Source organism: Streptomyces fildesensis (assembly GCF_016107395.1).
Taxonomy (GTDB): Bacteria; Actinomycetota; Actinomycetes; order Streptomycetales; family Streptomycetaceae; genus Actinacidiphila; species Actinacidiphila fildesensis.
Window position 1 is genome coordinate 49,246 of sequence record NZ_JAAIKO010000027.1, and the last position, 23,766, is coordinate 73,011.

26 protein-coding genes are annotated in these 23,766 nt (G+C 68.8%); 17 read left to right on the forward strand and 9 right to left on the reverse strand.

All coding sequences use genetic code 11. The features are described 5' to 3' along the window. Window positions 1-9: 9 nt before the first annotated feature. The 4 genes from C6N31_RS28065 to C6N31_RS28080 all read right to left on the reverse strand — a co-directional run bounded on the left by C6N31_RS28065 (window position 10) and on the right by C6N31_RS28080 (window position 5,427). Complete coding sequence (locus C6N31_RS28065; protein ID WP_232485772.1) at window positions 10-1,077, reverse strand: sensor histidine kinase; 1,068 nt, start codon at window positions 1,075-1,077, stop codon at window positions 10-12. 115 nt (window positions 1,078-1,192) lie between these two features. Then, window positions 1,193-2,824: a SagB family peptide dehydrogenase gene (locus C6N31_RS44265; RefSeq protein WP_138356853.1), complete on the reverse strand. Its 1,632-nt coding sequence runs from the start codon at window positions 2,822-2,824 to the stop codon at window positions 1,193-1,195. Between the two features lie 38 nt (window positions 2,825-2,862). Further along, entirely contained in the window at window positions 2,863-5,145 is a 2,283-nt protein-coding gene (locus C6N31_RS28075) for a TOMM precursor leader peptide-binding protein (protein ID WP_138356852.1), read from the reverse strand. Between the two features lie 36 nt (window positions 5,146-5,181). Further along, on the reverse strand, window positions 5,182-5,427 hold the full coding sequence (locus tag C6N31_RS28080) for a hypothetical protein (RefSeq protein ID WP_138356851.1): 246 nt from the start codon (window positions 5,425-5,427) through the stop codon (window positions 5,182-5,184). A gap of 284 nt (window positions 5,428-5,711) precedes the next feature. Here C6N31_RS28080 and C6N31_RS28085 point away from each other — a divergent pair, with 284 nt between their 5' ends. The 3 genes from C6N31_RS28085 to C6N31_RS28095 all read left to right on the forward strand — a co-directional run bounded on the left by C6N31_RS28085 (window position 5,712) and on the right by C6N31_RS28095 (window position 8,243). Then, the gene (locus C6N31_RS28085) at window positions 5,712-6,521 is read left to right on the forward strand and encodes an AfsR/SARP family transcriptional regulator (RefSeq protein WP_138356850.1); all 810 of its coding nucleotides are present in this window, start codon (window positions 5,712-5,714) and stop codon (window positions 6,519-6,521) included. 138 nt (window positions 6,522-6,659) lie between these two features. Beyond that, window positions 6,660-7,379: a thioesterase II family protein gene (locus tag C6N31_RS28090; protein WP_138356849.1), complete on the forward strand. Its 720-nt coding sequence runs from the start codon at window positions 6,660-6,662 to the stop codon at window positions 7,377-7,379. Window positions 7,380-7,400: 21 nt separating this feature from the next. Beyond that, a complete protein-coding gene (locus C6N31_RS28095) occupies window positions 7,401-8,243 on the forward strand; it encodes an AfsR/SARP family transcriptional regulator (protein WP_138356848.1) in 843 nt (280 codons plus the stop codon). Window positions 8,244-8,323: 80 nt separating this feature from the next. Here the strand turns inward: C6N31_RS28095 and C6N31_RS28100 are convergent, their stop codons facing one another. From C6N31_RS28100 to C6N31_RS28110, 3 genes are all read right to left on the reverse strand, one after another. Beyond that, window positions 8,324-8,692, reverse strand: a complete 369-nt coding sequence (locus C6N31_RS28100) for a SchA/CurD-like domain-containing protein (protein ID WP_138356847.1) — start codon at window positions 8,690-8,692, stop codon at window positions 8,324-8,326. A 173-nt stretch (window positions 8,693-8,865) separates the two neighbouring features. Next, window positions 8,866-9,399 (reverse strand): hypothetical protein, encoded by a 534-nt coding sequence (locus C6N31_RS28105; protein WP_138356846.1) that lies wholly within the window; start codon window positions 9,397-9,399, stop codon window positions 8,866-8,868. After that, window positions 9,396-9,857 carry an anthrone oxygenase family protein gene (locus C6N31_RS28110; protein ID WP_187145135.1) on the reverse strand — a complete coding sequence of 154 codons (462 nt, stop codon included), beginning with the start codon at window positions 9,855-9,857 and terminating at the stop codon, window positions 9,396-9,398. The genes C6N31_RS28105 and C6N31_RS28110 overlap by 4 nt, the downstream gene beginning before the upstream one ends. A gap of 248 nt (window positions 9,858-10,105) precedes the next feature. On the opposite strand from C6N31_RS28110, the gene C6N31_RS28115 reads away from it, so the two are divergent. The 13 genes from C6N31_RS28115 (at window position 10,106) to C6N31_RS28175 (ending at window position 18,286) form a co-directional block, all read left to right on the forward strand. After that, the gene (locus tag C6N31_RS28115; protein ID WP_138356845.1) at window positions 10,106-10,363 is read left to right on the forward strand and encodes an acyl carrier protein; all 258 of its coding nucleotides are present in this window, start codon (window positions 10,106-10,108) and stop codon (window positions 10,361-10,363) included. Window positions 10,364-10,432: 69 nt separating this feature from the next. After that, a complete protein-coding gene (locus C6N31_RS28120; protein WP_138356844.1) occupies window positions 10,433-10,813 on the forward strand; it encodes a SchA/CurD-like domain-containing protein in 381 nt (126 codons plus the stop codon). Window positions 10,814-11,016: 203 nt separating this feature from the next. Further along, entirely contained in the window at window positions 11,017-11,352 is a 336-nt protein-coding gene (locus tag C6N31_RS28125; protein ID WP_138356843.1) for a TcmI family type II polyketide cyclase, read from the forward strand. Further along, on the forward strand, window positions 11,349-11,777 hold the full coding sequence (locus C6N31_RS28130; protein ID WP_138356842.1) for a cupin domain-containing protein: 429 nt from the start codon (window positions 11,349-11,351) through the stop codon (window positions 11,775-11,777). Before C6N31_RS28125 ends, C6N31_RS28130 begins: the two co-directional genes overlap by 4 nt. Beyond that, window positions 11,774-13,051, forward strand: a complete 1,278-nt coding sequence (locus C6N31_RS28135; protein ID WP_138356841.1) for a beta-ketoacyl-[acyl-carrier-protein] synthase family protein — start codon at window positions 11,774-11,776, stop codon at window positions 13,049-13,051. The genes C6N31_RS28130 and C6N31_RS28135 overlap by 4 nt, the downstream gene beginning before the upstream one ends. A gap of 2 nt (window positions 13,052-13,053) precedes the next feature. Further along, a complete protein-coding gene (locus tag C6N31_RS28140) occupies window positions 13,054-14,295 on the forward strand; it encodes a ketosynthase chain-length factor (RefSeq protein ID WP_138356840.1) in 1,242 nt (413 codons plus the stop codon). A gap of 41 nt (window positions 14,296-14,336) precedes the next feature. Then, complete coding sequence (locus tag C6N31_RS28145; RefSeq protein WP_138356839.1) at window positions 14,337-14,792, forward strand: SRPBCC family protein; 456 nt, start codon at window positions 14,337-14,339, stop codon at window positions 14,790-14,792. A gap of 27 nt (window positions 14,793-14,819) precedes the next feature. Continuing rightward, a complete protein-coding gene (locus C6N31_RS28150; protein WP_138356838.1) occupies window positions 14,820-15,281 on the forward strand; it encodes an anthrone oxygenase family protein in 462 nt (153 codons plus the stop codon). A 10-nt stretch (window positions 15,282-15,291) separates the two neighbouring features. Then, window positions 15,292-16,044: an SDR family NAD(P)-dependent oxidoreductase gene (locus C6N31_RS28155; protein WP_138356837.1), complete on the forward strand. Its 753-nt coding sequence runs from the start codon at window positions 15,292-15,294 to the stop codon at window positions 16,042-16,044. Further along, a complete protein-coding gene (locus C6N31_RS28160; RefSeq protein ID WP_138356836.1) occupies window positions 16,044-16,367 on the forward strand; it encodes an antibiotic biosynthesis monooxygenase family protein in 324 nt (107 codons plus the stop codon). Before C6N31_RS28155 ends, C6N31_RS28160 begins: the two co-directional genes overlap by 1 nt. Then, window positions 16,357-16,677 (forward strand): antibiotic biosynthesis monooxygenase family protein, encoded by a 321-nt coding sequence (locus tag C6N31_RS28165; protein WP_138356835.1) that lies wholly within the window; start codon window positions 16,357-16,359, stop codon window positions 16,675-16,677. The genes C6N31_RS28160 and C6N31_RS28165 overlap by 11 nt, the downstream gene beginning before the upstream one ends. Before the next feature lie 11 nt (window positions 16,678-16,688). Beyond that, the gene (locus C6N31_RS28170; protein WP_138356834.1) at window positions 16,689-17,426 is read left to right on the forward strand and encodes an SDR family NAD(P)-dependent oxidoreductase; all 738 of its coding nucleotides are present in this window, start codon (window positions 16,689-16,691) and stop codon (window positions 17,424-17,426) included. Between the two features lie 2 nt (window positions 17,427-17,428). Further along, window positions 17,429-18,286, forward strand: coding sequence for an LLM class flavin-dependent oxidoreductase (locus C6N31_RS28175; RefSeq protein ID WP_138356833.1), 858 nt, complete (start codon window positions 17,429-17,431; stop codon window positions 18,284-18,286). A 175-nt stretch (window positions 18,287-18,461) separates the two neighbouring features. Here the strand turns inward: C6N31_RS28175 and C6N31_RS28180 are convergent, their stop codons facing one another. Continuing rightward, a complete protein-coding gene (locus C6N31_RS28180) occupies window positions 18,462-20,069 on the reverse strand; it encodes an FAD-dependent monooxygenase (protein ID WP_138356832.1) in 1,608 nt (535 codons plus the stop codon). A 211-nt stretch (window positions 20,070-20,280) separates the two neighbouring features. Between C6N31_RS28180 and C6N31_RS28185 the strand changes: the two genes are divergently transcribed. Next, window positions 20,281-21,300 carry a methyltransferase gene (locus C6N31_RS28185; protein WP_198358524.1) on the forward strand — a complete coding sequence of 340 codons (1,020 nt, stop codon included), beginning with the start codon at window positions 20,281-20,283 and terminating at the stop codon, window positions 21,298-21,300. Window positions 21,301-21,380: 80 nt separating this feature from the next. Here the strand turns inward: C6N31_RS28185 and C6N31_RS28190 are convergent, their stop codons facing one another. Continuing rightward, window positions 21,381-23,498, reverse strand: coding sequence for an MMPL family transporter (locus tag C6N31_RS28190; RefSeq protein ID WP_138356830.1), 2,118 nt, complete (start codon window positions 23,496-23,498; stop codon window positions 21,381-21,383). Window positions 23,499-23,766: the final 268 nt, after the last annotated feature.

Sequence of the window (23,766 nt, forward strand, 5' to 3'; positions counted from 1 at the left end):
GCGTGAGCTCTACGCCGCCGCGCCACTCAGCGGTACCAGGGCGGTCAGCCGGAACCAGCCGTCCTCGGCGGCCGCGGCGTTGAGCGTGCCGCCCAGCTCGCCGAGTCTCGTACAGAGGTTGTCCAGGCCCCTGCCGTCGCGCCGGGCGGTGACGGACGGGGAGGTGTTGAGCCCGTCGTTCTCCACCCGCAGGCGCACCACGCCCTTGTCCAGGATCGCTTCTATGACGCAGTTCTGCGCCTTGCTGTGCCGCAGCAGATTCGACACCCCCTCACGCAGCACGGTGGAGAGCACGGTGTTGACCCGGTCCTCGAGCGGGCCGCAGTCGACGGTCACGACGGTGGCTATGTCGGCCGAGACCAGCACGGCCCGGGTGGCGGCTATCTCGGCGGCCAGCGACATGTCGCGGTAACTGCTCGCCACCATGCGGACGTCGGACAGTGCCTGGCGGGAGATGGCCAGCATCGTCGAGATCTCCTCACAGGCGCGTTCCGGGTGGCTGTTGACCAGCCGGTAGACGAGCTCCCCCTTGAGGGTGATCGCGGAGAGGCTGTAGCCGAGCAGATCGTGCAGATCCCTGGCGACCCGGTCCCGCTCCCGGGCCACCGCCAGCCGGGCGAGTTCGGCGCGGGCGGCCTGTACCTCCACCAGCAGGTCTCCCAGCCGGGTGAGGCCGAAGACGGAGAGGCCGATGGTGCCGACACCACACGCGTAGTAGAAGGCGCTGAACCCGTCGGACCCGAGGTGCTGTTCGATGAAGAACATGCTGATCGCCACGGCCGACGCGCTGAGCCAGGAGACTTTGCCACGAAGGAACAACAGGAGTGATCCGGCGAAGTAGCCCGGCATCCCCACCCAGCTGTCCTTCAGGATCAAGAAGGGGATATAGGTGAGCAGCCCCTGCATCGACAGCGTCCAGATCCAGTAACGAGGTCTGTCACCGCCCCGATTGGGGAGGGAATGGAGGTTCTGCAGCAGGAATAGCGCAACGAGTATGCCGGCGCCCCATGCCATCTCCGAAGTCGGCACCTGGCGGGCCAGCATGCTGACGATTCCCAGCAGCAGATACCCCAGCATGGTCAAGGCCACGATCGCCCGGCCGAGCCGGGGCACAGGAATGTCGCCCCCTGGAAAATCGTGTTCTACCTGCCCCCGTACACCGACCATTACCTGTCTCCCCTGCAGCAATGGATCAGCGGTCATCGTGCTGAGCACCAGGCCGTGCCGGAAGACTACTCGCTACAGGCTGAACATGACCTGCTGTTGCCGCGCATCGTTCGCCCCAATCACTGTCATTGACGGGGTATCCCATGGCACTTTCTGCCTCCGCGGAGGTGTCGTCCGGTGCCAGCGGGCCGAGAAGGAGCTCGCCGATACTGGATTCCTCGCGCCAGTCCAGTCCGAAGGCCTGCGCCGACGTTTCGATGTCTCCGCTGCCCAGCGGCAGGGGAGCGAGCCGCATCGCCGTGGCGACCAAGCACATCGTCTGCTGGACCACGCCCACATGCTTGAGCGCGAGGGCGTACCACATACCGCTGTACTTCCATGACAACCTGCGGAAGCGGGCGGTGATGGTGATCAGGACCTGTGGCGTCGTGGTCATACCCGCGGCGGCGCTCGCCTGTGCGAGCAGTTCGGCAGCGGAGTTCGACGGGTCGTCCAGCCGTACCAGACAGTGGCCGTAGGGGTCGTAGTAGTAATTGCCGGCCGCCAGTCCCACGCAGCGGCTGAGAGTGATGTAGCACTCCAGCTCATAGGCCGATCCGCCACTCGGATAAGGACGGCTACTGGCGGGATAGGAGGCGGGCTCCAGACCGATGCTGCTGTAGAGGGAACGGATGCGCGCTATCCGGTAGAGGAACTCACCCAGTTGCCGATCACTGAGCGGCTCCTCCGCATAGGTGCGGGTGGACCGGCGGGTCTCCAGTACCGCGGTCAGCGGCGGGTCCGCCGCCAGCACCGTGTCGAGATCGGGCCGGTACAGCGGGATGCGTACGCCGTCGGGCGCGCTCTTGACCGCCGGTTCCGGGGACAGCTGTCCGAGATAGGGGAAAGTGGCCCCGAAGTCGCCGTCATGGCGGCCGAGCCGGGTGCGGGTGTGGAAGAGCAGTTCGTTCGGGGTCCAGGTGATGAGCGAGGGATCGTGGTCCTCGGCGAAGACCACCACCCCGTTCCCGTCCTGTTCGCCGAGCGTGACCATGCCGGCGGCGGCGAGGTAGGCGATGATGTCCGCCACCACGCCCTCCGCCACCGGCAGCGCGGCCGTTGCCGCTTTCAGAGTGGTCGCCTTGCCGAGCACCCCGATCACCCAGGCCGCCTCGGGCCGGCGGAACTGCGCCCGGTGCAGGGACAGCGCCGAGTCCAGGACCAGCAGCTCGTCCTTGGTCTGCAGTACGGCGAACCGGGAGAGTCTGATCGGCTGGTCGGGCGGCACCGCCCGGATGTCCAGCCGGGCGCCGCGGGCGATCGGGACCATGTCCAGGAGTTGCGGTTCGGTGTCGTCCAGGCCCAGCGAGCGGACGACGAGGTAGGAGACGCTGTCGAGGAGTGTGAGCAGGCGGGCCCGGTCGCTCGCGGTGATCTCGCCGTGCGGCCGGGGGGTGGCGCGCAGGATGTTCTCCAGGTCCACCGGCCCGAAGCTCATCCTGCGCAGCGATTCGTAGACCAGCTCATCGGGACCGGTCAGGAGCACGTCCCCCCACCGGCTGTGCAGCACCGCCCCGCCGGCGGAGGATGCCCGTTCCAGATGGACGTCCTCCCGTAGCGACCACAAGGAGACCCTGCGCAGGTCGGTGCCTACGTCCGGGCGTGGTTCTGAATGCACAGGAGGTCTCCTTCGGATGCGGTGTTGCGGACGCGATGTCAGAGGAAGAGAGGAACCGGATTGAGGTTCTCGTACCCCAGCGGCGTCGTGCGACGGCCGAGCAGGACCGGAACGTCGAACAGGCGGCCCGGTGCGAAGCGGGCCCAGAAGTGGCGCAGCCCCGGCACGATGACCTTGACGACCGGCAGGCCGATGTCGGGCCGCGTCTGATCGAGGACGAGCAGTTCCATTCCCTTGGCCTCCACCAGACGCTGGATTCCCATGACGTCGTCGAGCAGGTCCGGATGGGCGGTGTACGGGTAGTCGTCCGGGGTGGACATCGGAGCCAGCGGATCAGGCAGCAGATACGGTTGGTTGGCGACGGTGGCGGTACGGCACCAATCCAGGATGTCGTTGCCCGAACACTCGTAACCCCCGCCGTCCGGTCGGGCGTTCATGACAAAGGGCAGCATCTGGTCGAGCTCGGTGAGTGCCCGGCGCAGCGCGACACGCATGTCGAAGTGGGCGCCGAGCCCGATCACGATGTCCTCGTCCTCCTTGTCCGTACGCCGGGACAGGGCCGCAACCGCGGGGATGCCGAAGTCGGCGGTCAGGTCCAGGGCCCACAGCTCGCGGTTCCGGCCCGCGTACAGGGAGCGCCGCTCGGCGATCCAGGGCTCCTCGAACGCGCTGAGACTGAGCCCCGGATGGCGGGTGCGGTTGTACCACCACAGGGCCGTCGAATCGCGCTCCACGAGTTCGAGGAAGCCCTGCACGATGGCGTCCTCCAGGCTGCTTCCGGCCGCACACCCGTTGGAGTCGGCCGAGCAGAAGCCGCCGGAGGATTCGGGGGTGTTGTAGTACAGCATGCTGGTCGGCAGCAGCCGCTGCCGCTGCTCGGTGAGCGACCAGACCGGTGTCCAGTCCACGTCGGCGGTGACGTCGAACTCCTCGTTCACCTGTTGGAAGTCCCCGTGCGCAGCGTTCCAGCGGTCCCGGTCCGCGTACTGGCGCTCGTCGAAGAGCTGGCAGCGGTTCGGGTGGATGGCCGGCTCGCCGAGGTTCCGCAGCGAATCGCGTACGCGCAGTTCCTCGCCGGTGAACACACCGGAGAACCTCTCGAGCGCCTCGCACAGCGCCCCGACCTCGGCCTCCACCGAGGTCACACCTTTGCCGGCGCTCATACCGCGGAAGCCGTGCCGCAAGGAGCGCAGCCCCGGCGTCCCCAGCGCCATGTTGTGGCCCGCCCGGTACACCTGGAGTCCGGGTGGCGCGGCCGGGTCGGGGTCGAGCCGGCTCACCACCCCGGTCAGCGGGCTGACCTGCGTCCGGTAGCGGGCCAGGACGTTCTCGGGAGAGGCGGACCGGTCGCCGCTGCCGTTCGCGTACGCCTTGGAACGCGAACGCAACGGCAGCGGACGTCCGATCCGTTCGGTACTGAGAGAGGGATCCCCGCAGAAGGCGCACTGCGGGCGGCGCTGTACCGCGTGATGACGGGCCGTCATCGTGAAGTTGTCCAGGGTCAGTACGGACTGCTGCCCGTGGTAGCGGTGCCCGGCCATCCATTTCGCCGCTTCGAGAGCCACCATGTGCAGTCCCACCCCCTGGCTCGGGGGTATGGAGGCCTGCGGAATCAGCAGTGGACCGGAACGCCCCAACGTGCGCTGGACGTGATTCTCCACTTCCCGGTGACCGCGCAGTCGGTGGGCGAGGCAGTTCCAGCACGGGCCCTCACCCGGCTGGAACACGGGGCCGAGCCAGATGTCGGCCCCGTGCGGCTTCGCCAGCAGCCACGGCCGTCCGGCCGCGCGATGCGATGCGTCGACCGCGGCCAGTTCGCTGGCCAGGTAGTCGTCGCAGACCACGACGGACAGGTCGGCGCCCGGGATTCCGCAGCTGGACCCCGTCACCGCGGAGGTGGCGTGGACCGACACCCCGGTGGCCTGCAGCGCGGCCCTTACCGCGCTGCCGTCGACCGCGCCGACCGTGAGAATGCGAACCGATCCGTCCGCCAGCCGGGCCGCGGTCTGCGCGCCGTCGAGCCCGGCCAGTTCCCAGAACGCGAGCCCCGTCCTGGCCGGGTTCTCCAACGTGCGTGCGGTACGCCGGAAGTCGACCAGTGCGGCATTGGCGAGTTGGGCCAGTACGTATCCGATTTGCTCCGGGGCGAGTTCCCGTCCGGCGTCCCGGATTATCTCGTTGATTCCCCGGCGGCCGTCCATGAGCGGAGCCATGAGCTCCAACTGCGGACAGTCGATCATCTTCACGTCCCGCTCGGAGAAGAGATATGTCCCCTCGCCCGGTATTACCTCAGCGCGCAGATGAGCCTTGAACTCCGTCATAGCAGCATCCCCCTGTGCCGGCACGGTTTTAGTGGATCATCCCTTGGCGCAGAAACAACTGACGGAGCCGCGTGCCTTCATCTCTCCCGTGAAGTCCTCGATCACCAGCGCCAGTTGCGGTGCCGGCGGGAGGGCGGGGGTGCTGACGTCGCCGGCGACGTGCAAGCCGAACTCGGCGAGTACCTGGGAGGGGTTCTGTGCGTACCGGAGGCTTAAGGCCGGCTCGATCCAACTGAGCGCCACCAGCTCCGCGAAGCGCCAGTCCTGCTCTATTGCGTCCATTCTCGTTCTCCAGTTCTGTGACCTGTTCATGGCCGGTTGATGCGTTCCTGGCGGTACACCGAGGAGTGTGCGGCTGAAAATCGGGCAGCGAACAGTGGGTCGGTCATGGAACTCATGTGAAGATTTCATGATCTCGGAATCCCGCCCTCCCCTGAAACCCGTGAAGATCTCACTGTTCAGGTCAATGCCCTCGATGGGAACCTTTGCTCGTGCTCCTATGTGCGCAGCGATCGCCGGGTCGAGACGACACAACGGCGGCGTGGAACGGGGAGAGGACGGCACCGATGGAGATCAACGTCTTGGGACCATTGACGGCGAGCGAAGCCGGCACTTCGATTGTGCCGAGCGCCGCCAAGCCGCGGCAGATCCTGGCCGTTCTCGCTCTGAACGCCAACCATGTCGTGACTGTCGCCAGGTTGATGGAGGAGCTGTGGGGTTCCGATCTGCCGCGCAGTGCTCCGACGACGCTGCAGACGTACATTCTGCAGCTCCGCCGGAAACTGAGCGCGGCGCTGGGGTCGGTCACCGGAGCGAAGGACGTGCTGGCCACCCGGCACAGCGGCTATCAGCTGAGCATGGACTCCGCGGCCATCGACGCCTGGCAGTTCGACCAGCTGACGGTGGCGGGATACGCGGCCTACGAGGCCGGGGACGTCGCCCGGGCCTCCCGCCGGCTGAGCGATGCGCTGAACCTGTGGCGGGGGCCGGCGCTGGTCGACCTGCAGCACGGAACGCTGCTCGAGGTCGAGGTCATGCGGCTGAGGGAAAGCCGCCTCGCGGCGCTGGAGCGCCGGCTCGACGCCGACCTGGCCATGCGCCGGCATCATGAGTTGCTCGGCGAACTGGCCGGTCTGACCGCGGAATTCCCGCTGCACGAGAACCTGCACGCACAATTCATGCTGGCGCTCTACCGGTGCGGCCGCCCTTCGCAGGCGCTCGAGGCATTTCGCCGGCTGCGGTCCGGTCTCGTGGACGAGCTGGGGCTCGAGCCTTCCGCCCGGGTGCAGCGCCTGCAACGGGCGATTCTCTCCGCGGACCCGGTACTCGACGGGGTTCACCCCGGCGCGGTGGTCGGAGTGGCGAGTATCGGCTGAGGCCCGGCCGGCTGCTCCAGCCTGCGTCCAGTGACCTTCCAGGCGGCCTGTGGACGATCGCGGCATCCGTCCGGATGCGGGCGGAACAAGTCCAGGAGGCGGTCGGCTGTGGGTGGATATCTGGCGGTGAGACCAAAAATGGCCGCCAGGCTTCGGCTTTTCTGCTTTCACCACGCGGGTGGCGGCGCAATGTCGTTCGCTCGATGGCAGAATCGTTTCGGCTCTGACATTTCCGTTATCCCGGTACGGCTCCCCGGACGTGAGACGCGATTGCGTGAAGAGCGCGTCACCGATGGAGAACAGTTGTCGCGCGAACTGGAAGCCGAGCTGGGGCCCTTTCTCGACCGACCGTACGCCCTCTACGGGCACAGTCTCGGCGCCCTGGTCGCCTACTCCTTCGCCCTCCACCACCACAGGTCGGGAGGACGTCCGCCCGAGGTGCTGACGGTCGGAGCCTGCTCCGCACCGCACTTGGGGATGCCGGACCTGGAGGGTGCGGAAGGGTCCGACGAACGGGTGCTCTCGGTGATGAGGGCGTCCGGCGGCATCACCAGCCAGCTGCTGGACCGGCCGCAGTGGCTGCAACTCACGATGGCGATCATGCGGGACGATCTGCTGCTCGCCGCCGGCCTGCGGGCCGCGGCGGGAGACCCGCTCCCGTGCCCGGTGCTGGCCGTGTCCGGCCAGGACGACCTGCTGGTACCGCCGGGTGCGGTACATGCCTGGTCCCGCTACGCGCCCGAGGGTTTCCGGACGGGCTCGGTGCCCGGGGACCACTTGTTCGTAAGGGACGCCGACCTGGCCGATCTGCTGCGCGCCGAGCTCGAAGAGCGGCGTCCGCTGGAACCGGCCATCTGACCCTCGAGAGGAGCCGAGAAGATGGACATTGGTGTGCTTGGCCCCTGCCGGGTGACGCAGGCGGGACAATCAGTCGTCCCGACTGCGATCAAGCCCCGCAAGGTGCTCGCCCTGCTCGCCCTGCAGCCGGACCGGGTGGTCTCGGTGAGTTCGCTGATCGAGGAGTTGTGGGGCGGCAATCCGCCGCGCAGCGTGCAGACCACCCTGCAGACGTACATCCTGCAGATCCGGAACCTGATCACCAGGTCACTGGCCGGTGAGGACCAGCGCGATCTGCCTCTGGGAGCCAAGAGCGTCCTGGTCACCGAGGCGGGAGGCTACCTGCTAGACACCCAGGGCGGTGTGGTGGACTCCGTGGAGTACGAGCGGCTGGCGGGTGCCGGCCACCGGGCCCTGGAGTCCGGCGACCACTCCGGGGCAGCGCTGCTGTTCCAGCAGGCGCTCGCACTGTGGCGCGGCCCGGCGCTCGTGGACGTGCAGGTCGGCCCGTTGCTGGAGGCGGAGGTGACTCGGCTGGAGGAATCGCGGATGAGCATCCTCAGCCAGCGCATCGAGGCCGATCTGCAGCTCGGCCGGCACCACGAGATTCTGGGCGAACTGGCCGGGCTGGCTGCCCAGCACCCCACGCACGAGAGGTTGCAGGGCCAGCTGATGCTCGCCCTGTACCGGGCCGGCCGCCGGGGCGGCGCCCTTGAGGCCTACCACCGCATGCGCGTGGTGCTCGGCAGGGAGCTGGGACTCGACCCGTCCGCGGCGTTGCAGGAACTGCAGCAGGCGATGCTCGCGTCGGACCCGGGACTCGAATGCGACCCGGTCGGTTCGCTGACCGGCGGGGGACCGCTGCGAGTGGTGCGCGCCGGCTGACCGGCACAGTGACAGGGCGGCGGCCCCGGTTCAACCGGGGCCGCCGCCCTGTCACTGTGCCGGGCGGGCCGGCGCGTGGATCAGGATTCGCGGGCCGAGATCTGGGTCAGGCAGGTGAGCAGGCTCCGGTTGAAGGTGGCGATGAAACCCTCCGGCGTACCGGTGTCGCGGGGCCGTGAGAGATACGGGGCGAGCTTGCGCTCCACCTCCTGGACGCCGGGCTGGGAGGCCATGAAGCGGGCCACGTCCTGGAGGTCGCCTTCGTACTCGATGACCCGGACCATCGTGGCGTCCCTGATGAAGACAGCGGTGGCGAGGATCCGGGTCGTCTCCGCGCCGTCGGCGCCCTCGACGACGGGGGAGCCCACCCGACGGAATCCGCCGAAGATCTCCCCGATCTCCTTCTCATAACCGGCCTTGATGTCGTAGGTGATGGCGGCGAACGGCATGGGCGGCCTCCGAAGGCGGCAAGGGGGTCGGCGGACCTGCTCGGTCCCGCCGATGCGGGCCGGGAACGGCCCCGGCACCTATCGTCACCCTCGCGCTCTCGCGGCACTGGAGCGCTGCTCGGCCCCCGCACGAGACGTTCGCGCGAGGGCCGGGCCGACTTGGGTGATCGTGGCTATGTGCCGGCTGCGTCCTGCGCCCCGGGATGCGAGGGGGCAGGAGGCCGGGGGGCGGACAGTCGTACGTCGATGAGACTGAGCCCGTACCGTTCGACCGCGTCCCGCAGATCCGCGGTGGTCGGCGGGCGGTCCGGGTGGATCGTGAGGTCGAGCCGGCGCTGCGCGGCGGGACCGTAGAGGCGGATCAGCCGGAGATAGCCGTTCGCGATCCGGACCGGGTCCGTCACCAGATCCAGGCGGGCGGGCCGGCGGTCCCCCTGCCAGGTGATCTCGGCATCCCCACCCCCCGCGAAGTTGTGCCGCCAGTTGCCCGAAGTGGCCAGCACCAGATCCTCGTCGAGGGTGTGCGCGCCCACCGGGATGGTGAACGCCCGCCCCGTGCGCCGGCCGGTGAAGTGCAGCAGCAGCAACCGCTGCGCCATGGGTCCCGGAGCAGGCGCGGACAGCGCGGCGATCACGGCCGCGTTGTCAGGCAGGCCCTCGTCGCCAGGCCGTCCCAGTTCGATCAGGGGCCGCGCGGTGGGGCTCATCGGAGCACTGCCACGGCCGAGGCGGTCAGGATCAGGGCCACGATCGCGAACGCGGTACGCAACGCATGCCAGTTGCGCCACTGCTGGCGCGGGTCCTGCCAGTCGGGGCTGAGGTTGTTCTCGTCCTGGCTCTTCACCCGGTTGTTGATCGGCACGTTCCGGGTCTGGGAGACAACGGCGACACCCACCATGAAAGCGCCCGCCACGGCGAACAGCGGCCGGCTCGCGGTGGACTCGGTCCGGAAGGCCGCGAAGACGTCGACGACCACGGAGGTCATGACGAGGTACGGCATGATGTGGTCGTAGCGGCGGCCGAGAAGCCTGTGCGTCGTGATGTACCGGTCCGCAGGCATCGCGATCAACGCGGGCATGACACTGATCGCCACGGCGAACAGCACTCCGGCGACGATGCCGGTGCCCAGGATCACGGCGACGCTCAGCACTTGCAGCAACACCATGCTCATCCCTCTCTCGACTGTGGGTCCACGGTCAGTTCGCGGCAACGTCGCAGGGATCTCTCGGCGGGTACTGGAAGACCGGTCGAATCCGGGACGCGGCCGCGGGCCGGGCTCCGCAGCACCACGGCGCCGGGGGAGCGCTCGCGACCGCCCCGGCCCACTCCGGCTCAAGTCCTTCTGGAGGAAGGGTGGTCACGCTGCCGTCCGGGTCCTTCAGCGGGCTCACGACAGTGAGGAGAGGAAACCGGATGAGTGATTTCACTCTGCAGGAGCTGACCGCGAAGCTGCGCGAGTGCGCGGGCGAGCCCGACGGTGTCGACCTCGACGGAGACGTCCAGGACACCCCCTTCATGGAACTCGGATACGACTCGCTCGCGCTGCTCCAGGTGACCGGTGTCATCAAGCGGGAGCGCAGGATCGACCTTTCGGACGACGCCGTGGTCGAGGCGGAAACACCGCGCATCCTGCTGAAGATGATCAATACCAGCCTGGCGCAACCCAGCTGACCAGCACAGCACGGCCGTCCCGCCGGGCGACCGGTCGCTGTCGAGATCGAATTCTGTGGGAGGAATCGGATGCCGTACGGAGCGATCATGTACCGGGTGAAGCCCGGTCACGAGGATGAGATCGCCAAGATCTTCGAGAATTTCAACCGGGTGGACACCGCGGACCTGCGGTCCGACGACGGTCAGCAGACCGGTCGCATTCTCGGGACCGGACTCTTCATCAAGGACGATGTGATGGTCCGGGTCATCCACTACGAGGGTGATCTGGCTGCCGTGGGCAAGCACATGGCCACCCAACCGGGCGTGCATGCGGCCGAGGCCCGGTTGGCTCCCTATCTGCAGGAGGAGCGGGACACATCGTCCCCGCGGGCGTTCGGCGAGTACTTCCGGAATGCCTCCATGCGCAGCCTCCTCCAACTCGACGTGGAAACGCTGGAGACCAAGGCGTGACCGCACCCTGACGGGGTCGTCTCCCGGAGCTCCGTGCGATCGGGCCGATCGCACGGAGCTCCGGCGCGTCCCCGGCCGGCCGCCCGGCCCACCGGCTCCGACGCGCTCCGATGCGCGATGCAGTCCGATTCGAGCAGGTCTTTAGAGCCAGCTGTGACGGTTCCGGCTGATGGTTCGAGGAACTCGTATGAAGGAGGTCGACGGTGCACCGGACATTAATCGTGGCGAAGATGCAGCCGGGTAAGGCAGACGACATCGCGAAGATCTTCGCTGAGTCGGATGCGTCGGATCTGCCGCACATGATCGGCGTGTCGCGACGGACCCTCTTCGCTTTCCACGATCTGTACTTTCACCTGGTCGAGGCGGACGAGGACATCACCGACGGCCTCTACCGGGCGCGCAGCCACCCGCTCTACGACGACATCAACCGCAAGCTCGCGGAGTGCGTGTCACCGTACGACCCGAACTGGAAAGAGCCCAAGGACGCCATGGCCGTGCCCTTCTACGTGTGGACTCCGGAGCAGGGGAGGATCCAATGACCACGCAGCAGCCTGTGCGCATCTCGGCGAACGAGGTCGCGTCCAACCGCAAGCGCGGTGGCGACATCCGGGTAACGCTCAGTCCGGTGACTGCGGGCTCGACCTCGGGCTTCGGCGGAGTGATGTACCTGGACCCGTCGGAGTTCGTGACCGAGCACTACCACCCGTACTCCGAGGAGTTCATCCACGTCATCGCCGGAGAACTGGAGATGACGCTCGACGGTGAACCGCTCAAACTCGGCCCGGGGGACTCCCTGCTGGTGCCGATCGGTGTACGCCACCGGCTGGTCAACATCGGTGAGGTCCAGGCGCACTGTGCCTTCCACCTCTCCCCGTTGGCACCCCGGCCCGACCTCGGCCATGTGGACACCGAGAAGCCGACCAACCCCCAGGCGCCCAACCCGAACGTGGGCGGGGCCCCGTGAGCCGTCGCGCGGTGGTCACCGGGATCGGTGTCCTGGCACCAGGAAGCCTGGGCCGAGAGGGCTTCTGGGATCAGCTCTCCGCCGGCCGCACCGCCACCCGGCGCATCACCCTCTTCGATCCCGCGCCGTTCCGCTCCCAGGTGGCCGCGGAAGTCGACTTCGATCCGGCCGCCGCCGGTCTGACTCCCCAGCAGATCCGCCGGATGGACCGTGCCGCGCAGTTCGCCGTGGTGTGCGCACGCGAGGCGCTCGCGGACAGCGGAGCCGAACTCGCCGCGCTCCCGCCGGAGCGGATCGCGGTGTCCATCGGCAGCGCGGTCGGCTGCACCATGGGCCTGGAGGAGGAGTACGTCACCCTCAGCGACGGCGGCAAGAACTGGCTCGTCGACAGCAGTTACGGGGTACCGCACCTCTACGGCTACATGGTGCCCAGCACCCTGGCGGTGGAGGTCGCCCACGCGGTGGGAGCCGAGGGCCCCGTGTCCCTGGTCTCCACCGGCTGCACCTCGGGTCTGGACTCCATCGGACATGGAGTGCAGCTGATCGAGGAGGGTTCCGCCGACATCGTACTGGCGGGCGCCACCGACGCCCCGCTCTCCCCGATCACCGCCGCCTGCTTCGACGCGATCAAGGCGACCACGCCGAACAACGCCGACCCGGAACACGCCTCGCGGCCGTTCGACCGGGACCGCGACGGCTTCGTCCTGGCCGAGGGCTCGGCGGTCCTCATCCTGGAGGAGAAGTCGGCCGCGGAAGCTCGCGGCGCCCGCATCTACGGGGAGTTCGTCGGGTTCGCCGGACGCAGCAACGCCTTCCACATGACCGGTCTCAAGGCCGAGGGCCGGGAGATGGCGGAGGCCATCAGGGCCGCCCTCGACCAGGCGAAACTCGACCCGACCGCCGTCGGCTACATCAACGCCCACGGCTCGGGCACCAAACAGAACGACCGGCACGAGACCGCCGCGTTCAAGCGGAGCCTGGGCGACCACGCCTACCACGTGCCGGTCAGCTCCATCAAGTCCATGGTCGGCCACTCGCTGGGAGCGATCGGTTCCATCGAGGTCGCGGCCTGCGCGCTGGCCCTGGACCGCCAGGTGGTCCCGCCCACCGCCAACCTGAAGAACCCCGACGCCGAGTGCGACCTGGACTACGTGCCGGTCACCGCCCGGGACCACGCCATGGATGTGGTGCTCAGCGTGGGCAGCGGATTCGGCGGCTTCCAGAGCGCGATGGTGCTGGCCAGGCCCGGCGCTGTCCCGTATGAGAGGAGCTGACGGTGAGCAGCGCGACGAACGGATCGTCGGCCGCCCCGGTGATCACCGGTCTGGGAGTCACCGCGCCGACGGGTCTGACGGCGGACGAGCACTGGGCGGCGGTCCTGGCCGGGAAGCCGGCCATCGGCCGGATCACCCGTTTCGACCCGTCCAGCTATCCGGTCCAACTCGCCGGAGAGGTAGCGGACTTCGACACCAAGGCCAGGGTGCCCAGCCGGCTGATCCACCAGACGGACCGCTGGACCCACCTGGGTCTGTCCGCCGCCGCCGAGGCGCTGGAGGATGCCGAGGTGGTGCCGGCCGAACTGCCCGAGTTCGAGATGGCCGTGGTCACCGCGGCTTCCTCCGGCGGCACCGAGTTCGGCCAGCACGAGATGGAGAACCTGTACCAGCACGACCCGTCCTGGGTCGGTGCCTACCAGTCGATCGCCTGGTTCTACGCGGCGTCCACCGGTCAGATCTCCATCCGGCACGGCATGCGCGGACCCTGCGGTGTGCTCTGCTGCGAGCAGGCCGGCGGGCTGGACGCGATCGGGCAGAGCCGTCGGCTGCTGCGTGGCAGCTCCCGGCTGGTCGTGACCGGCGGAACGGACGCCTCGCTGTGTCCGTACGGTCTGACCGCCCAGTTGAGCACCGGGAACCTGTCCACCGTCAGCGACCCGGGACGGGCCTACCTGCCGTTCGACACCGCGGCCAGCGGCTATGTGCCCGGTGAGGGTGGCGCGATGCTGATCCTGGAACGGGCCGCGGACGCGGAGGCTCGCGGCGCCGGCGGCTACGCCCGGGTGCTCGGTTACGCGGCGGGGTTCGACCCGGCGCCCGGATCCGAGCGCCCGCCGGCGCTGCGCCGCACTCTGGAGGCGGCCCTCGCGGACGCCGGAGTGACACCCGCCGGGGTCGACGTGGTCTTCGCGGACGCGTCGGGTGTTCCCGCACAGGACGCGGCGGAAGCCGCGGCGATCCGGGCCGTTTTCGGGCCGGGCAGCGTGCCGGTCACGGCTCCCAAGACGCTGACCGGACGGCTCTACGGCGGTGGTGCGGCCCTCGACGTGGCGACCGCCGCGCTGGCCCTGCGTGACCAGGTGATCCCGCACACCGTCGGACCCGAGTCACCGGTTCCCGGGTACGGCCTGGATCTGGTGCTCGGCGAACCACGGGCCGCCGCGCTGCGCACCGTACTGGTCCTGGCCCGGGGACACGGCGGTTTCAACGCGGCCTTGGTACTGGGACGTCCGGCTTCCTGACAGCGGAGCGGGACGAAGGCGAGAGACAAGGGAGAGTGGCGATGGCCGGGCACACCGACAACGAGATAGTGATCAACGCACCGATCGACGAGGTCTGGGAGACCACCAACGACGTGGTCAACTGGCCGGATCTGTTCAGCGAGTACGCCAAGGCCGAGATCCTGGAACAGGACGGGCAGACCGTGACGTTCCGGCTGACCATGCACCCGGACGACGAAGGCCGGGTGTGGAGCTGGGTGTCGGAGCGCACCCCCGACCCGGTGACCCGCACGGTGCGCGCGCACCGGGTGGAGACCGGGCCGTTCGAGTTCATGAACATCTACTGGGAGTACACCGAGACACCCGAAGGCGTGCGGATGCGCTGGGTGCAGGACTTCCACATGAAGCCGCAGGCACCCGCGGACGATGCCGGCATGACCGAACACCTGAATCGGAACACTGCCATCCAGATGAAGCTCATCAAGGACAAGGTCGAGGCCGCTTCCCTCCGGAAGTAGCCGCGGACGTACCCCCGGAGGTCACCGGTGCCCGCTCTCCTCATCCCTCTCGTGCTGCTGATGAACGGGCTCGCGGCCGGATGCATGCTCGGTACGCTGCTCGGCGGCTGGCCACTGCTCGCGGGTCTGCCCGACGACGGCTACGTCCGGACCCACGCGTTCTTCTCCGGCCGCTACGACCCGTACATGCCCATCTGCACGCTGGGCACCCTGCTGGGCGACAGCGTTCTCGCCGCCGGTGTGGGTGACGGCTGGGCCAGGGCCTGCTTCACCGCCGCGGCACTGCTCGCGCTCTGCACCGTGGTCATCTCCTTCGCCAAGAACGTCCCCGTCAACCGGTGGATCCGCACCGTGGACCCGGACAACCTGCCTACCGGCTTCGACGCCACGGAGCGCCGCAGCCAGTGGGGCCTGTGGAACAAGCGGCGCAGCGTGATCACCATGCTCGCCCTGCTGTCCAACTGCGCGGCGCTGGCCACGCTTCTTTGAGGAGGAACAGATGGATCTCGAACTGCAAGGAAAGAAGGCGCTGGTCACCGGCGGCACCCGTGGTGTCGGACGCGGCATAGTGCTCGCACTGGCCCGCGCCGGCGTCGATGTCATCACCTGCTACCTACAGGAAGGGGAGCGGGTCGCCACCCTGGAGCGCGAGCTCAAGGAGATCGGCGGCGACCACCACGTGCTGCGCGCCGACCTGAGTGACCCCGCGCAGGTCGCGAGCCTGCTGGAGCAGGCGGGCAGCCTGTACGGCCACCTCGACCTGGTGGTCAACAACGCGGGCACCATCAGCCACATCCCCTACGCGAAGCTCCCGTTCGAGGAATGGCAGCGCATCGTCGCCACCAACCTCACCGCCACCCACCTGGTGACGCAGAACGCCCTGCCGCTACTGGGCGAGGGCTCCTCCGTCGTGAGCATCGGATCCAAGGGCGCGGAGGCGGGGATCCCGCTGCGGGCGCACTACACGGCGACGAAGTCGGCACTGGTCGGGCTCACCCGCTCGCTCGCCAAGGAGCTGGGCTCCCAGGGTATCCGGATCAACGTGGTCGCCCTCGGCGTCATCGAGACCGAGGCGCTCTACGACCTGCCGCAGGAGCAGCAGGACCTGATGGTCCAGCGCTACAGCAGCAAGACCGCGCTCGGCCGGCTCGGCCGGACCGACGAGGTCGCCGGCGCCATCCTGTGGCTCGCCAGTGACCTGTCCCGCTACGTCACCGGTGCCACCATCTCGGTCGACGGGGGAATCTCCTGATGGCCGGCGGAGCCTTCCGGGTGATGCTGGAAATGACGATCAAGCCCGGTCTGTCGGCGGAGTTCGAGCAGGAGTGGCGCAGTGGTACCGACGCGGTCACCGGCCACCCCGCGAACATCGGCCAGTGGCTGGCTCGCAGCACCGCCGACGAGGACACCTACTACATCGTCAGCGACTGGGTCGACGAGACGGGCTTCCGGGCGTTCGAGGACGGCAAGGCGCACGTCGCCCATCGCGAGCGACTGCACGCCTACCGCGCCTCGGCGACCTTCGACACCATGCGGGTGGTCGAGCACATCCAGGGAGCCGCCCATGCCGCCTGAGGCGGGCGAGGTCCTGGTGATGATCCATCACCAGGCCCGGGACGAGGCCGAGCTGGCCGCGGTGCGCGAGGCGTACCACGTGGTCAGCCGGCGGCTCGCCGACGTGCCGGGAATGCTCGCCAATGAGTTGCTGCAGTCCGCCCTCGACCCCTCGGCCCTGACCGTGGTGAGCCGGTGGGCGGATCTCGCGGCCTTCCAGTCATGGGAAGAGGGCGCCGGGCACCGCGCGGACACCGCTCCGCTGCGGCCGTACCGCGACACACGACTCTCCGCTCCGTTCGGTATCTACCGGGTCGACGCGGCGTACTGAAGGAGGAGCAGATGGAGCAGGGACTGGCCGGCAAACGCGTACTGATCACCGGCGGTACGCGCGGCATCGGAAGGGCGGCGGCACTGGCCTTCGCGCGCGCCGGCGCTCGCGTCGTGGTGGTGTCGCGCAGCGCGGGGGAGGACGGCGAGTCACTCGCCCGCGAGTTGAAGGAGACCGGTGACGGACATCTGCTGCTGCGCGCGGACGTGACCGACGCCGCCGACGTCCGTACGGTGGCCGCACAGGTGAGGGAGGCCGTCGGGGGGCTCGACGTTCTCGTGAACAATGTCGGAGTGGACGGCCAGGTCTGGTTCGCGGAGCTGCCCGAGTCCGAATGGCACCGGGTTTTCGACCACAACGTCACCTCGGCCTACCTGATGACCCAGGCCGCGCTCGACCTGCTCGTCGACGGTGCCTCGGTGGTGAACATCGGATCCTCGGTGGCGCTGCGCGGCCGGGTCCGCGGAGTGCACTACACCGCCTCCAAAGCCGCGCTGATCGGGCTCACCCGCGCGCTGTGCAAGGAACTCGGGCCTCGTTCGATCCGCGTGAACACCATCGCGCCGGGTCTCACCGAGACCGAACCGGGCGCCGGTCTGCCGCCGGAGGCCGTGGAGCGGATCGTCGGGATGACCGCGCTCGGCCGGATCTGCACTCCGCAGGACGTGGCGGGCGCCGTGCTCTTTCTGGCCGGCGACACCTCCCGCTACATCTCGGGCGCCACGCTCAATGTCGACGGCGGGGTCTGACCGTGGACATCGGACTCGGGCTGCCCACCACCGTTCCCGACAAGTCCGGGCCTGGACTGGCCGCCTGGGCGCGTGCGGCCGAGGACTCAGGTTTCACCACTCTGGGCGTGCTGGACCGGCTGGTGTATGACAACTTCGAACCGTTGATGTCGCTGGCGGTGGCGGCCGCGGTCACCACCCGCATCAAGCTGGCCAGCACCATTCTCATAGCCGGCTATCGCGGTGGGGCGGCGCTGCTCGCCAAGCAGACGGCGACCCTCGACGCGGTCTCCGGGGGGCGGTTCACGCTCGGTGTCGCCGCCGGAGGCCGTGACGACGACTACAAGGCCACCGGCGCCGACTACGCCGGTCGGGGGGCGCGGCTGGACGAACTCCTCGGTGAACTCCGCGACATCTGGAGCGGGGAGGGTCCGGGGCCCGTCATCGGTCCGCTCCCCGCCGGGCAGGGCGGTATCCCGCTGCTGGTCGGAGGCCATTCCCGGACCGCGATGAGGCGTTCGGCGAGATTCGGCACCGGCTGGATCGCGGGCGGCAGCTCGGCCACGGCCTACGGGGAACTGGTCCGCCAGGCACAGCACGAATGGACGCTGGCCGGGCGCACCGAACGGCCCAGGATGGTCTCGCTGGTGTATGCGTGCCTCGGCCCGGACGCCGGATCGACGGCGGGCCGCTATCTGCGCGACTACTACTCGTTCATCGGCGTGAAGGCCGAACGGGCCGCCAGCGGCGTGCTCGTGGACGCGGCGCAGATCCGTGACGCGGCCCAGGCGTACGCGGAGGCCGGTTGTGACGAGCTGATCCTGCTGCCGTGCACCGCGGACTCCCAGCAGGTGAGTCTGCTCGCGAAGGCGGCCCTGTAGCCCCTTTTCAGGGACTTCGCACACAAGATTCCGGCCCGGACTCGTACCATGAGTCCGGGCCGGGATCTTGTGTGCGTGTTGGCCTGCGGGTGGGGCCGCGGGGCGGTGGAGTGCCGGAGGCGCCCGTCACGTCAGGTGTGACGGGCGCCTCCGGCGGCTGTGGGACGGAGCTGTGTTACCCGAGGCCGGCGGCCCGGGAGAGGACCTCGGTCAGCACCTGCTGCGGGTCCGCCACCGGCCCCTGCGAGCGCCATGCGACGAACGCGTCCGGGCGGACCAGTACCGCGCCACCCGGGCCCACGCCGTACACCGAACCCCAGTCGCGCTCCTCGCCCGGTGTCAGCTCGGCGCCAGGGCCCACCAGGTGGGCCCTGAGCGGCACACCGAGCTCTGCGGCGGCCTTCACCGCGGACTCGGCCCACGCGGCGCCGGAGGCGTCCGTGAGGAGCACGTAGGAGTCCCAGAACAGGTCGATGGTGGAGAGCTTCGAACCGTTCCGCTCCACCCATAGGTGCGGCGCCCTGGTGCCGGGCTCGCCCTTCAGTTCCAGGTGCGGAGTGAGCACCGGACCGGTCTGGTCGTGAGTGATGGCCTCCGACTTGTACCGGTACCCGAGGGTGATGATGATGTCGTCCACCATCGTCGCCCGGTCCTCGTCGGTGGCGTAGCCGTGCCGGATGCGGTTGCGCACCATGGCCTGCTCGGCCATGGCGGAGCCGACCGCGTGCCGCTCCTCGTGGTAGCTGTCCAGCAGGACGTCCCCGGCCCAGCCCTTGATGACGGCGGCCAGTTTCCACGACAGGTTGTGCGCGTCGTGGATGCCGGTGTTGGCTCCGAACCCGCCGGCAGGCGGGTGCAGATGGGCGGCGTCCCCGGCCAGGAAGATCCGTCCGGTCCTGAACCGCTCGGCGACCAGCTGGGCGCCCTGCCAGGGAACCTTGGCGACGATCTCCACGTCCATGTCGGGACGGCCGGAACCGGTCCTGACGATGTCGATGCAGCGCTCGTCGGTGAAGTCCTCGGGCTTCTCGCCCTTGTCCGGGAAGTAGATCGGGGCGGCCAGGAAGGGGTCGCAGCCGTGCAGCCGGGACAGGCCCATCAGAGTCCCGTTGACATTGGCGTAGCACAGGATGAACGGGCGGTGCTTGATCAGTGATTCCAGCTCCGGAGCCTTGAAGTAGATGCTCAGAGCGTCGAACACCGTTCCGCGGCCGCTGCGTTCCACGCCCAGCTCGGTCCGCACATGGCTGTTGGCGCCGTCCGCGCCGACCAGGTAGCCGGCCCTGATGGTGTAGCGCCGACCGGTCTCCAGCTCCTCGGCGACGGCCGTCACGCCCTCGTCGTCCTGGGTGAACTCGATCAGCTTGGTTCCGAACCTGATGTCGGCACCGAACTCCCGGGCCTTGTCGACCAGGACCCGCTCGTAGCGGTCCTGGCCGCAGCCCATCACGCGTTCGGGGCTGACGGTGGGTCCGTCCAGTGAGGGCGACTCGAGGACGACGGCGTTGTCGATGTCGGCGAAGGTGTCGACCTGGATGATCCCGCCCTCGAAGAAGGGGTGCGAGTCTCCCATCTCCAGGGCCCGGATGTCCTTGCCGATTCCGGCGGCACGGAACAACTCCAGGGTGCGCGACTGCAGGCCGGGGGCCCGCGGCAGCGTGGAGGTCGCCGTGCGCTTTTCCAGCAGAAGAGTACTGATCCCGTGGCGCCCGCTGAACAGGGCGGTGGACAGCCCGACCGGTCCGGCACCGACGATCAGTACTGGGATGTTCACGTCATACATGCGTATCCCCTCAGGAACACTGCCATGCGGACTGTCCGCGGCACAGGTAAGGGGTACTGACCGGTGCTCAAGGATGCCTGGCCTCCCGGTCGGGTCCGTTGGCCCGCCTGCGGTTCGAGGCGTGTTCGAGGTCAGCTCCACGGCCGGCTGCGAGCGTCACGACGATGACACCGGCGCCTGGTGGCCAGGCGTCCAGGAAGGAGTCCGCCCGATGACGACCATCCCCCCGGACGTCAGTACGGCCGCCGGGATCCTCCGGCTCGGCAACGCGTTCTGCGATGCCAAGGCCCTGCTGACCGCCGTGGAACTCGATCTGTTCACGCAACTGCAGGAGGCCCCGTCCGGCGGGGCGACCGCCGAGGAGATCAAGGGGCTGCTGTCACTGCACGGCCGGGGCCTCAGCGACTTTCTCGATCTGCTGGTGGCCCTGAAGGTGCTGCAGCGCACCGACGGCGTCTACCGCAACGCGCCGGGTACGGCCAAGCACCTGGTCCGCACCGGGGACGCCTATGTGGGTGGCTTCCTGCTGCGGTCCAGCCGCAACCTCTACCCGGCCTGGGGTCGGCTGGAGGAGGCGCTGCGCACCGGCAAGCAGCAGTCGGGCAGCCACTACGACGAAGTCACGCAGAACCCCGCGATCCTGCGCCAGTTCATCGGCAGCATGGATGCCTTCACCAACGTTCTCGGTGCCCAGCTGATCGAGGCGTTCGACTGGTCCGGATTCACGTCCGTACTGGACGTCGGTGGCGCCCGGGGCAATCTGTGCTCCCAGATCGTCAAGGCCCAGCCGCATCTGGCCGGGCATGTCTTCGATCTTCCGGAGATGGCGCCCTTCGCGAAGGAACTCGCGGAGGAACTCGGCATCCCCGGCAAGGTGGAGTTCCACGGCGGCAGCTTCTTCAGCGACCCGCTGCCGCAGGCTGAGATCGTGGTCATGGGCCATGTCCTGCACGACTGGGACCCCAGCCAGCGCAGCTACCTCATCCACAAGGCGTACGACGCTGTACTGCCCGGTGGAACGCTGCTCGTCTACGACCGGATGCTCGACGACGAGCCGGAGCACGCCGAGAACCTGGTGATCAGCCTCGACATGCTGCTGGTCACCGACGGCGGTTCCGAATACCCGGCCGCGGAGATCGTCGGATACGCGGAGCACGCCGGCTTCGCCGGCACCGAGGTCAAGCTGCTCGGCGACTACGACACGCTCGTTGTCGCCCGTAAGGCCGCCTGAGCACCGCCACTGCCGTACACAGCACTCCGCCCCCGGTCCTGGAAGAGGACCGGGGGCGGAGTGCTGTGTACGGGGCTGTGTCAGCTCGCCGGCTCGGGCTCCGGCTGCTTGTCCGCGACCCCGGCGCGGGACCGCGGGATCTGCGTGCCGAACACGCGGCGGGACGGCCACCAGGTGCGGTCGTCCAGCTGCAGCGCGAGCGCCGGAACCAGCAGGGACCGGACCACGATGGTGTCGAGCAGCACGCCGAACGCGACGATGAACGCCTGCTCGGCCATCGACACCATCGGCAGGACCGCCAGCGCCGCGAAGGTCGCGGCCAGCACCACGCCGGCCGAGGTGATGACCCCGCCGGTGCGCTGCAGCGCGGTGAGCGTGCCGGCCCTGGTGCCGTGCGCCAGCGACTCCTCCCTCACCCGGTGCATGAGGAAGATGTTGTAGTCCACGCCGAATGCCACCAGGAACACGAAGCCCATCAACGGGACCGACGGGTCGGCGTTGGCGAAGTGGAAGACGTGATTGAACACCAGTGCGGAGATTCCCATGGTGGCCGCGTACGACAGCACCACGGTGCCGATGAGCAGCAGCGGCGCCACCAGCGCCCGCAGTAGCAGCGCCAGCACGATCAGAATCGCCACCAGCACCAGCGGAACCACGACCTTGAGGTCCCGGATTCCACCGGCCCGGGTGTCGATGGAGATGGCGGTGAAGCCGCCGACCTTGGCATCCGCGTCCGGAACCGCGTGCACCGCGACCCGGATCTGCTTGACGGTGTCCACGGCCGCCGGTCCGTCGGGTGTGGCGGCGAGCACCGCGTCGACCTCGGCCAGCCCGTTGACCACCTTGTTCAGCCGGGTGACGGAGGTGACACCGCTCACCTTGCTCGTGGCCGCGACGACCTGGTCCGCCGTGGCGGCCTTGGTGATGATGGACACCGGCGTGCCCGAGCCGCCCGCGAAGTGGGCGCCGAGGATCTTCTGGCCGGTCGAGGAGTCGGTCGTCTTGGTGAAGCTGTCGGTGATGGCGATCCCGGACGCCTTGAACTGCGGGACGAAGCAGGCAGCGAGCAGCAGCACGACGCCCGCGGTGAGCCAGACCCTCCTGGGCTTGCGGCCGACCAGGCCCGCGACCCGGCCCCACAGACCACTACCGGTGCGCTCGGCGGTACCGAAGGCGGGCCGGAACGGCCAGAAGACGCCACGGCCGGCGAGGGCCAGGACGGCGGGGATGAAGGTCAGTGCGGCCAGCATGGAGGCCGCGACGCCGATCGCGGCGACCGGTCCCATGCTGCGGTTGCTGTTGAGGTTGCTGAAGAGCAGGCACAGGGTGCCCAGGATGACGGTACCGCCCGAGGCGAGCACCGGCTTGAGGATCGCTCGCCAGGCGGTGCCCAGGGCCTCGTACTTGTTCTGGGTGCGGCGCAGTTCCTCCTGGTAGCGGGCGATGAGCAGCAGCGAGTAGTCGGTGGTCGCGCCGACCACCAGCACTGACAGCACGCCCTGGCTCTGGCCGGTGAAGGTGATCGAGCCGTGCTTGGCGAGCCCGTAGACCACGGCCCCGGCCACGCCGCTGGCGCACATGACTCCGAGCAGGACCAGGAACGGCAGCGTGGGACTGCGGTAGACCAGCAGCAGGACCAGGATCACCAGTCCGACGGCGACCAGCAGCAGCTGCCCGTCGATATTGCTGAACGCCCCGGCGAAGTCGGCGAACATCCCGCCGAGTCCGGTGACATGCCCGGCCAGCCCCGGGTGCTGCGACGCGTTCGCCCGCAGCACCTTGACCGCGTCGCTGACCGGCTTGGCCTGGTTGACGAGCGGAACGGTGAACTGCAGGGCGCGGCCGTCCTTCGACACGCTCACCGGGCTCACGGGGCCGCGCAGGCCGGCCAGCTTTCCCGCGGCGGCGGCGTCGGACCGTACGGCGGCCTGGTCGGCGGAGGTGACACCGGACGCCCGTTCGTAGACCACTACGGCGGGGTAGGTCTTGTTGTCGGAGAACGTGGACTGCAACTGGTCGGCGTGTACTGACTCGGCCTTGGCGGGCAGGTACGCCGCGCCGTCGTTCGTGGCCACATCGCCCAGTTTCTGACTGAACGAGCCGGTCGCACCGCTCACCAGGAGCCATCCGAGGATGAGCAACAGCGGCACCAGCCACCGCAGCCGGCGACCTGACGCCTCCGTGCGCCTAGGGGTCATGGTGGGGTTCCTCCGTACATTCGGTGACACATCGCGTGATGCGGGGGTGCTCATGGTCCCGCTCGGGGCTTGAGCGCAGGTCGAGCGACCGGCGCGTACAATTTCGGCCCCTGTTGGCCTGAAGCGGGCCTGTATCGGGGGAGTCCCGCCCGCTGGCCCGGCCGGTGACCGGCCCTTTCGAGCACCCGTCCAGCGGACCTCCACCCGGTGGGGACACGGTGTGCCGATCGCGTGCCCTCACTACCTGAAGTTGCATTCGTCGGAGGAT

Bases quoted from the DNA above. Each gene is read 5' to 3' on its own strand.
- C6N31_RS28065 (WP_232485772.1), bottom strand. From the start codon at position 1,077: ATGCTGGGGTATCTGCTGCTGGGAATCGTCAGCATGCTGGCCCGCCAG.
- C6N31_RS28075 (WP_138356852.1), bottom strand. From the start codon at position 5,145: ATGACGGAGTTCAAGGCTCATCTGCGCGCTGAGGTAATACCGGGCGAG.
- C6N31_RS28080 (WP_138356851.1), bottom strand. From the start codon at position 5,427: ATGGACGCAATAGAGCAGGACTGGCGCTTCGCGGAGCTGGTGGCGCTC.
- C6N31_RS28085 (WP_138356850.1), top strand. From the start codon at position 5,712: ATGGAGATCAACGTCTTGGGACCATTGACGGCGAGCGAAGCCGGCACT.
- C6N31_RS28090 (WP_138356849.1), top strand. From the start codon at position 6,660: ATGGCCGCCAGGCTTCGGCTTTTCTGCTTTCACCACGCGGGTGGCGGC.
- C6N31_RS28095 (WP_138356848.1), top strand. From the start codon at position 7,401: ATGGACATTGGTGTGCTTGGCCCCTGCCGGGTGACGCAGGCGGGACAA.
- C6N31_RS28100 (WP_138356847.1), bottom strand. From the start codon at position 8,692: ATGCCGTTCGCCGCCATCACCTACGACATCAAGGCCGGTTATGAGAAG.
- C6N31_RS28105 (WP_138356846.1), bottom strand. From the start codon at position 9,399: ATGAGCCCCACCGCGCGGCCCCTGATCGAACTGGGACGGCCTGGCGAC.
- C6N31_RS28110 (WP_187145135.1), bottom strand. From the start codon at position 9,857: ATGGTGTTGCTGCAAGTGCTGAGCGTCGCCGTGATCCTGGGCACCGGC.
- C6N31_RS28115 (WP_138356845.1), top strand. From the start codon at position 10,106: ATGAGTGATTTCACTCTGCAGGAGCTGACCGCGAAGCTGCGCGAGTGC.
- C6N31_RS28120 (WP_138356844.1), top strand. From the start codon at position 10,433: ATGCCGTACGGAGCGATCATGTACCGGGTGAAGCCCGGTCACGAGGAT.
- C6N31_RS28130 (WP_138356842.1), top strand. From the start codon at position 11,349: ATGACCACGCAGCAGCCTGTGCGCATCTCGGCGAACGAGGTCGCGTCC.
- C6N31_RS28145 (WP_138356839.1), top strand. From the start codon at position 14,337: ATGGCCGGGCACACCGACAACGAGATAGTGATCAACGCACCGATCGAC.
- C6N31_RS28155 (WP_138356837.1), top strand. From the start codon at position 15,292: ATGGATCTCGAACTGCAAGGAAAGAAGGCGCTGGTCACCGGCGGCACC.
- C6N31_RS28160 (WP_138356836.1), top strand. From the start codon at position 16,044: ATGGCCGGCGGAGCCTTCCGGGTGATGCTGGAAATGACGATCAAGCCC.
- C6N31_RS28165 (WP_138356835.1), top strand. From the start codon at position 16,357: ATGCCGCCTGAGGCGGGCGAGGTCCTGGTGATGATCCATCACCAGGCC.
- C6N31_RS28170 (WP_138356834.1), top strand. From the start codon at position 16,689: ATGGAGCAGGGACTGGCCGGCAAACGCGTACTGATCACCGGCGGTACG.
- C6N31_RS28180 (WP_138356832.1), bottom strand. From the start codon at position 20,069: ATGTATGACGTGAACATCCCAGTACTGATCGTCGGTGCCGGACCGGTC.
- C6N31_RS28185 (WP_198358524.1), top strand. From the start codon at position 20,281: ATGACGACCATCCCCCCGGACGTCAGTACGGCCGCCGGGATCCTCCGG.
- C6N31_RS28190 (WP_138356830.1), bottom strand. From the start codon at position 23,498: ATGACCCCTAGGCGCACGGAGGCGTCAGGTCGCCGGCTGCGGTGGCTG.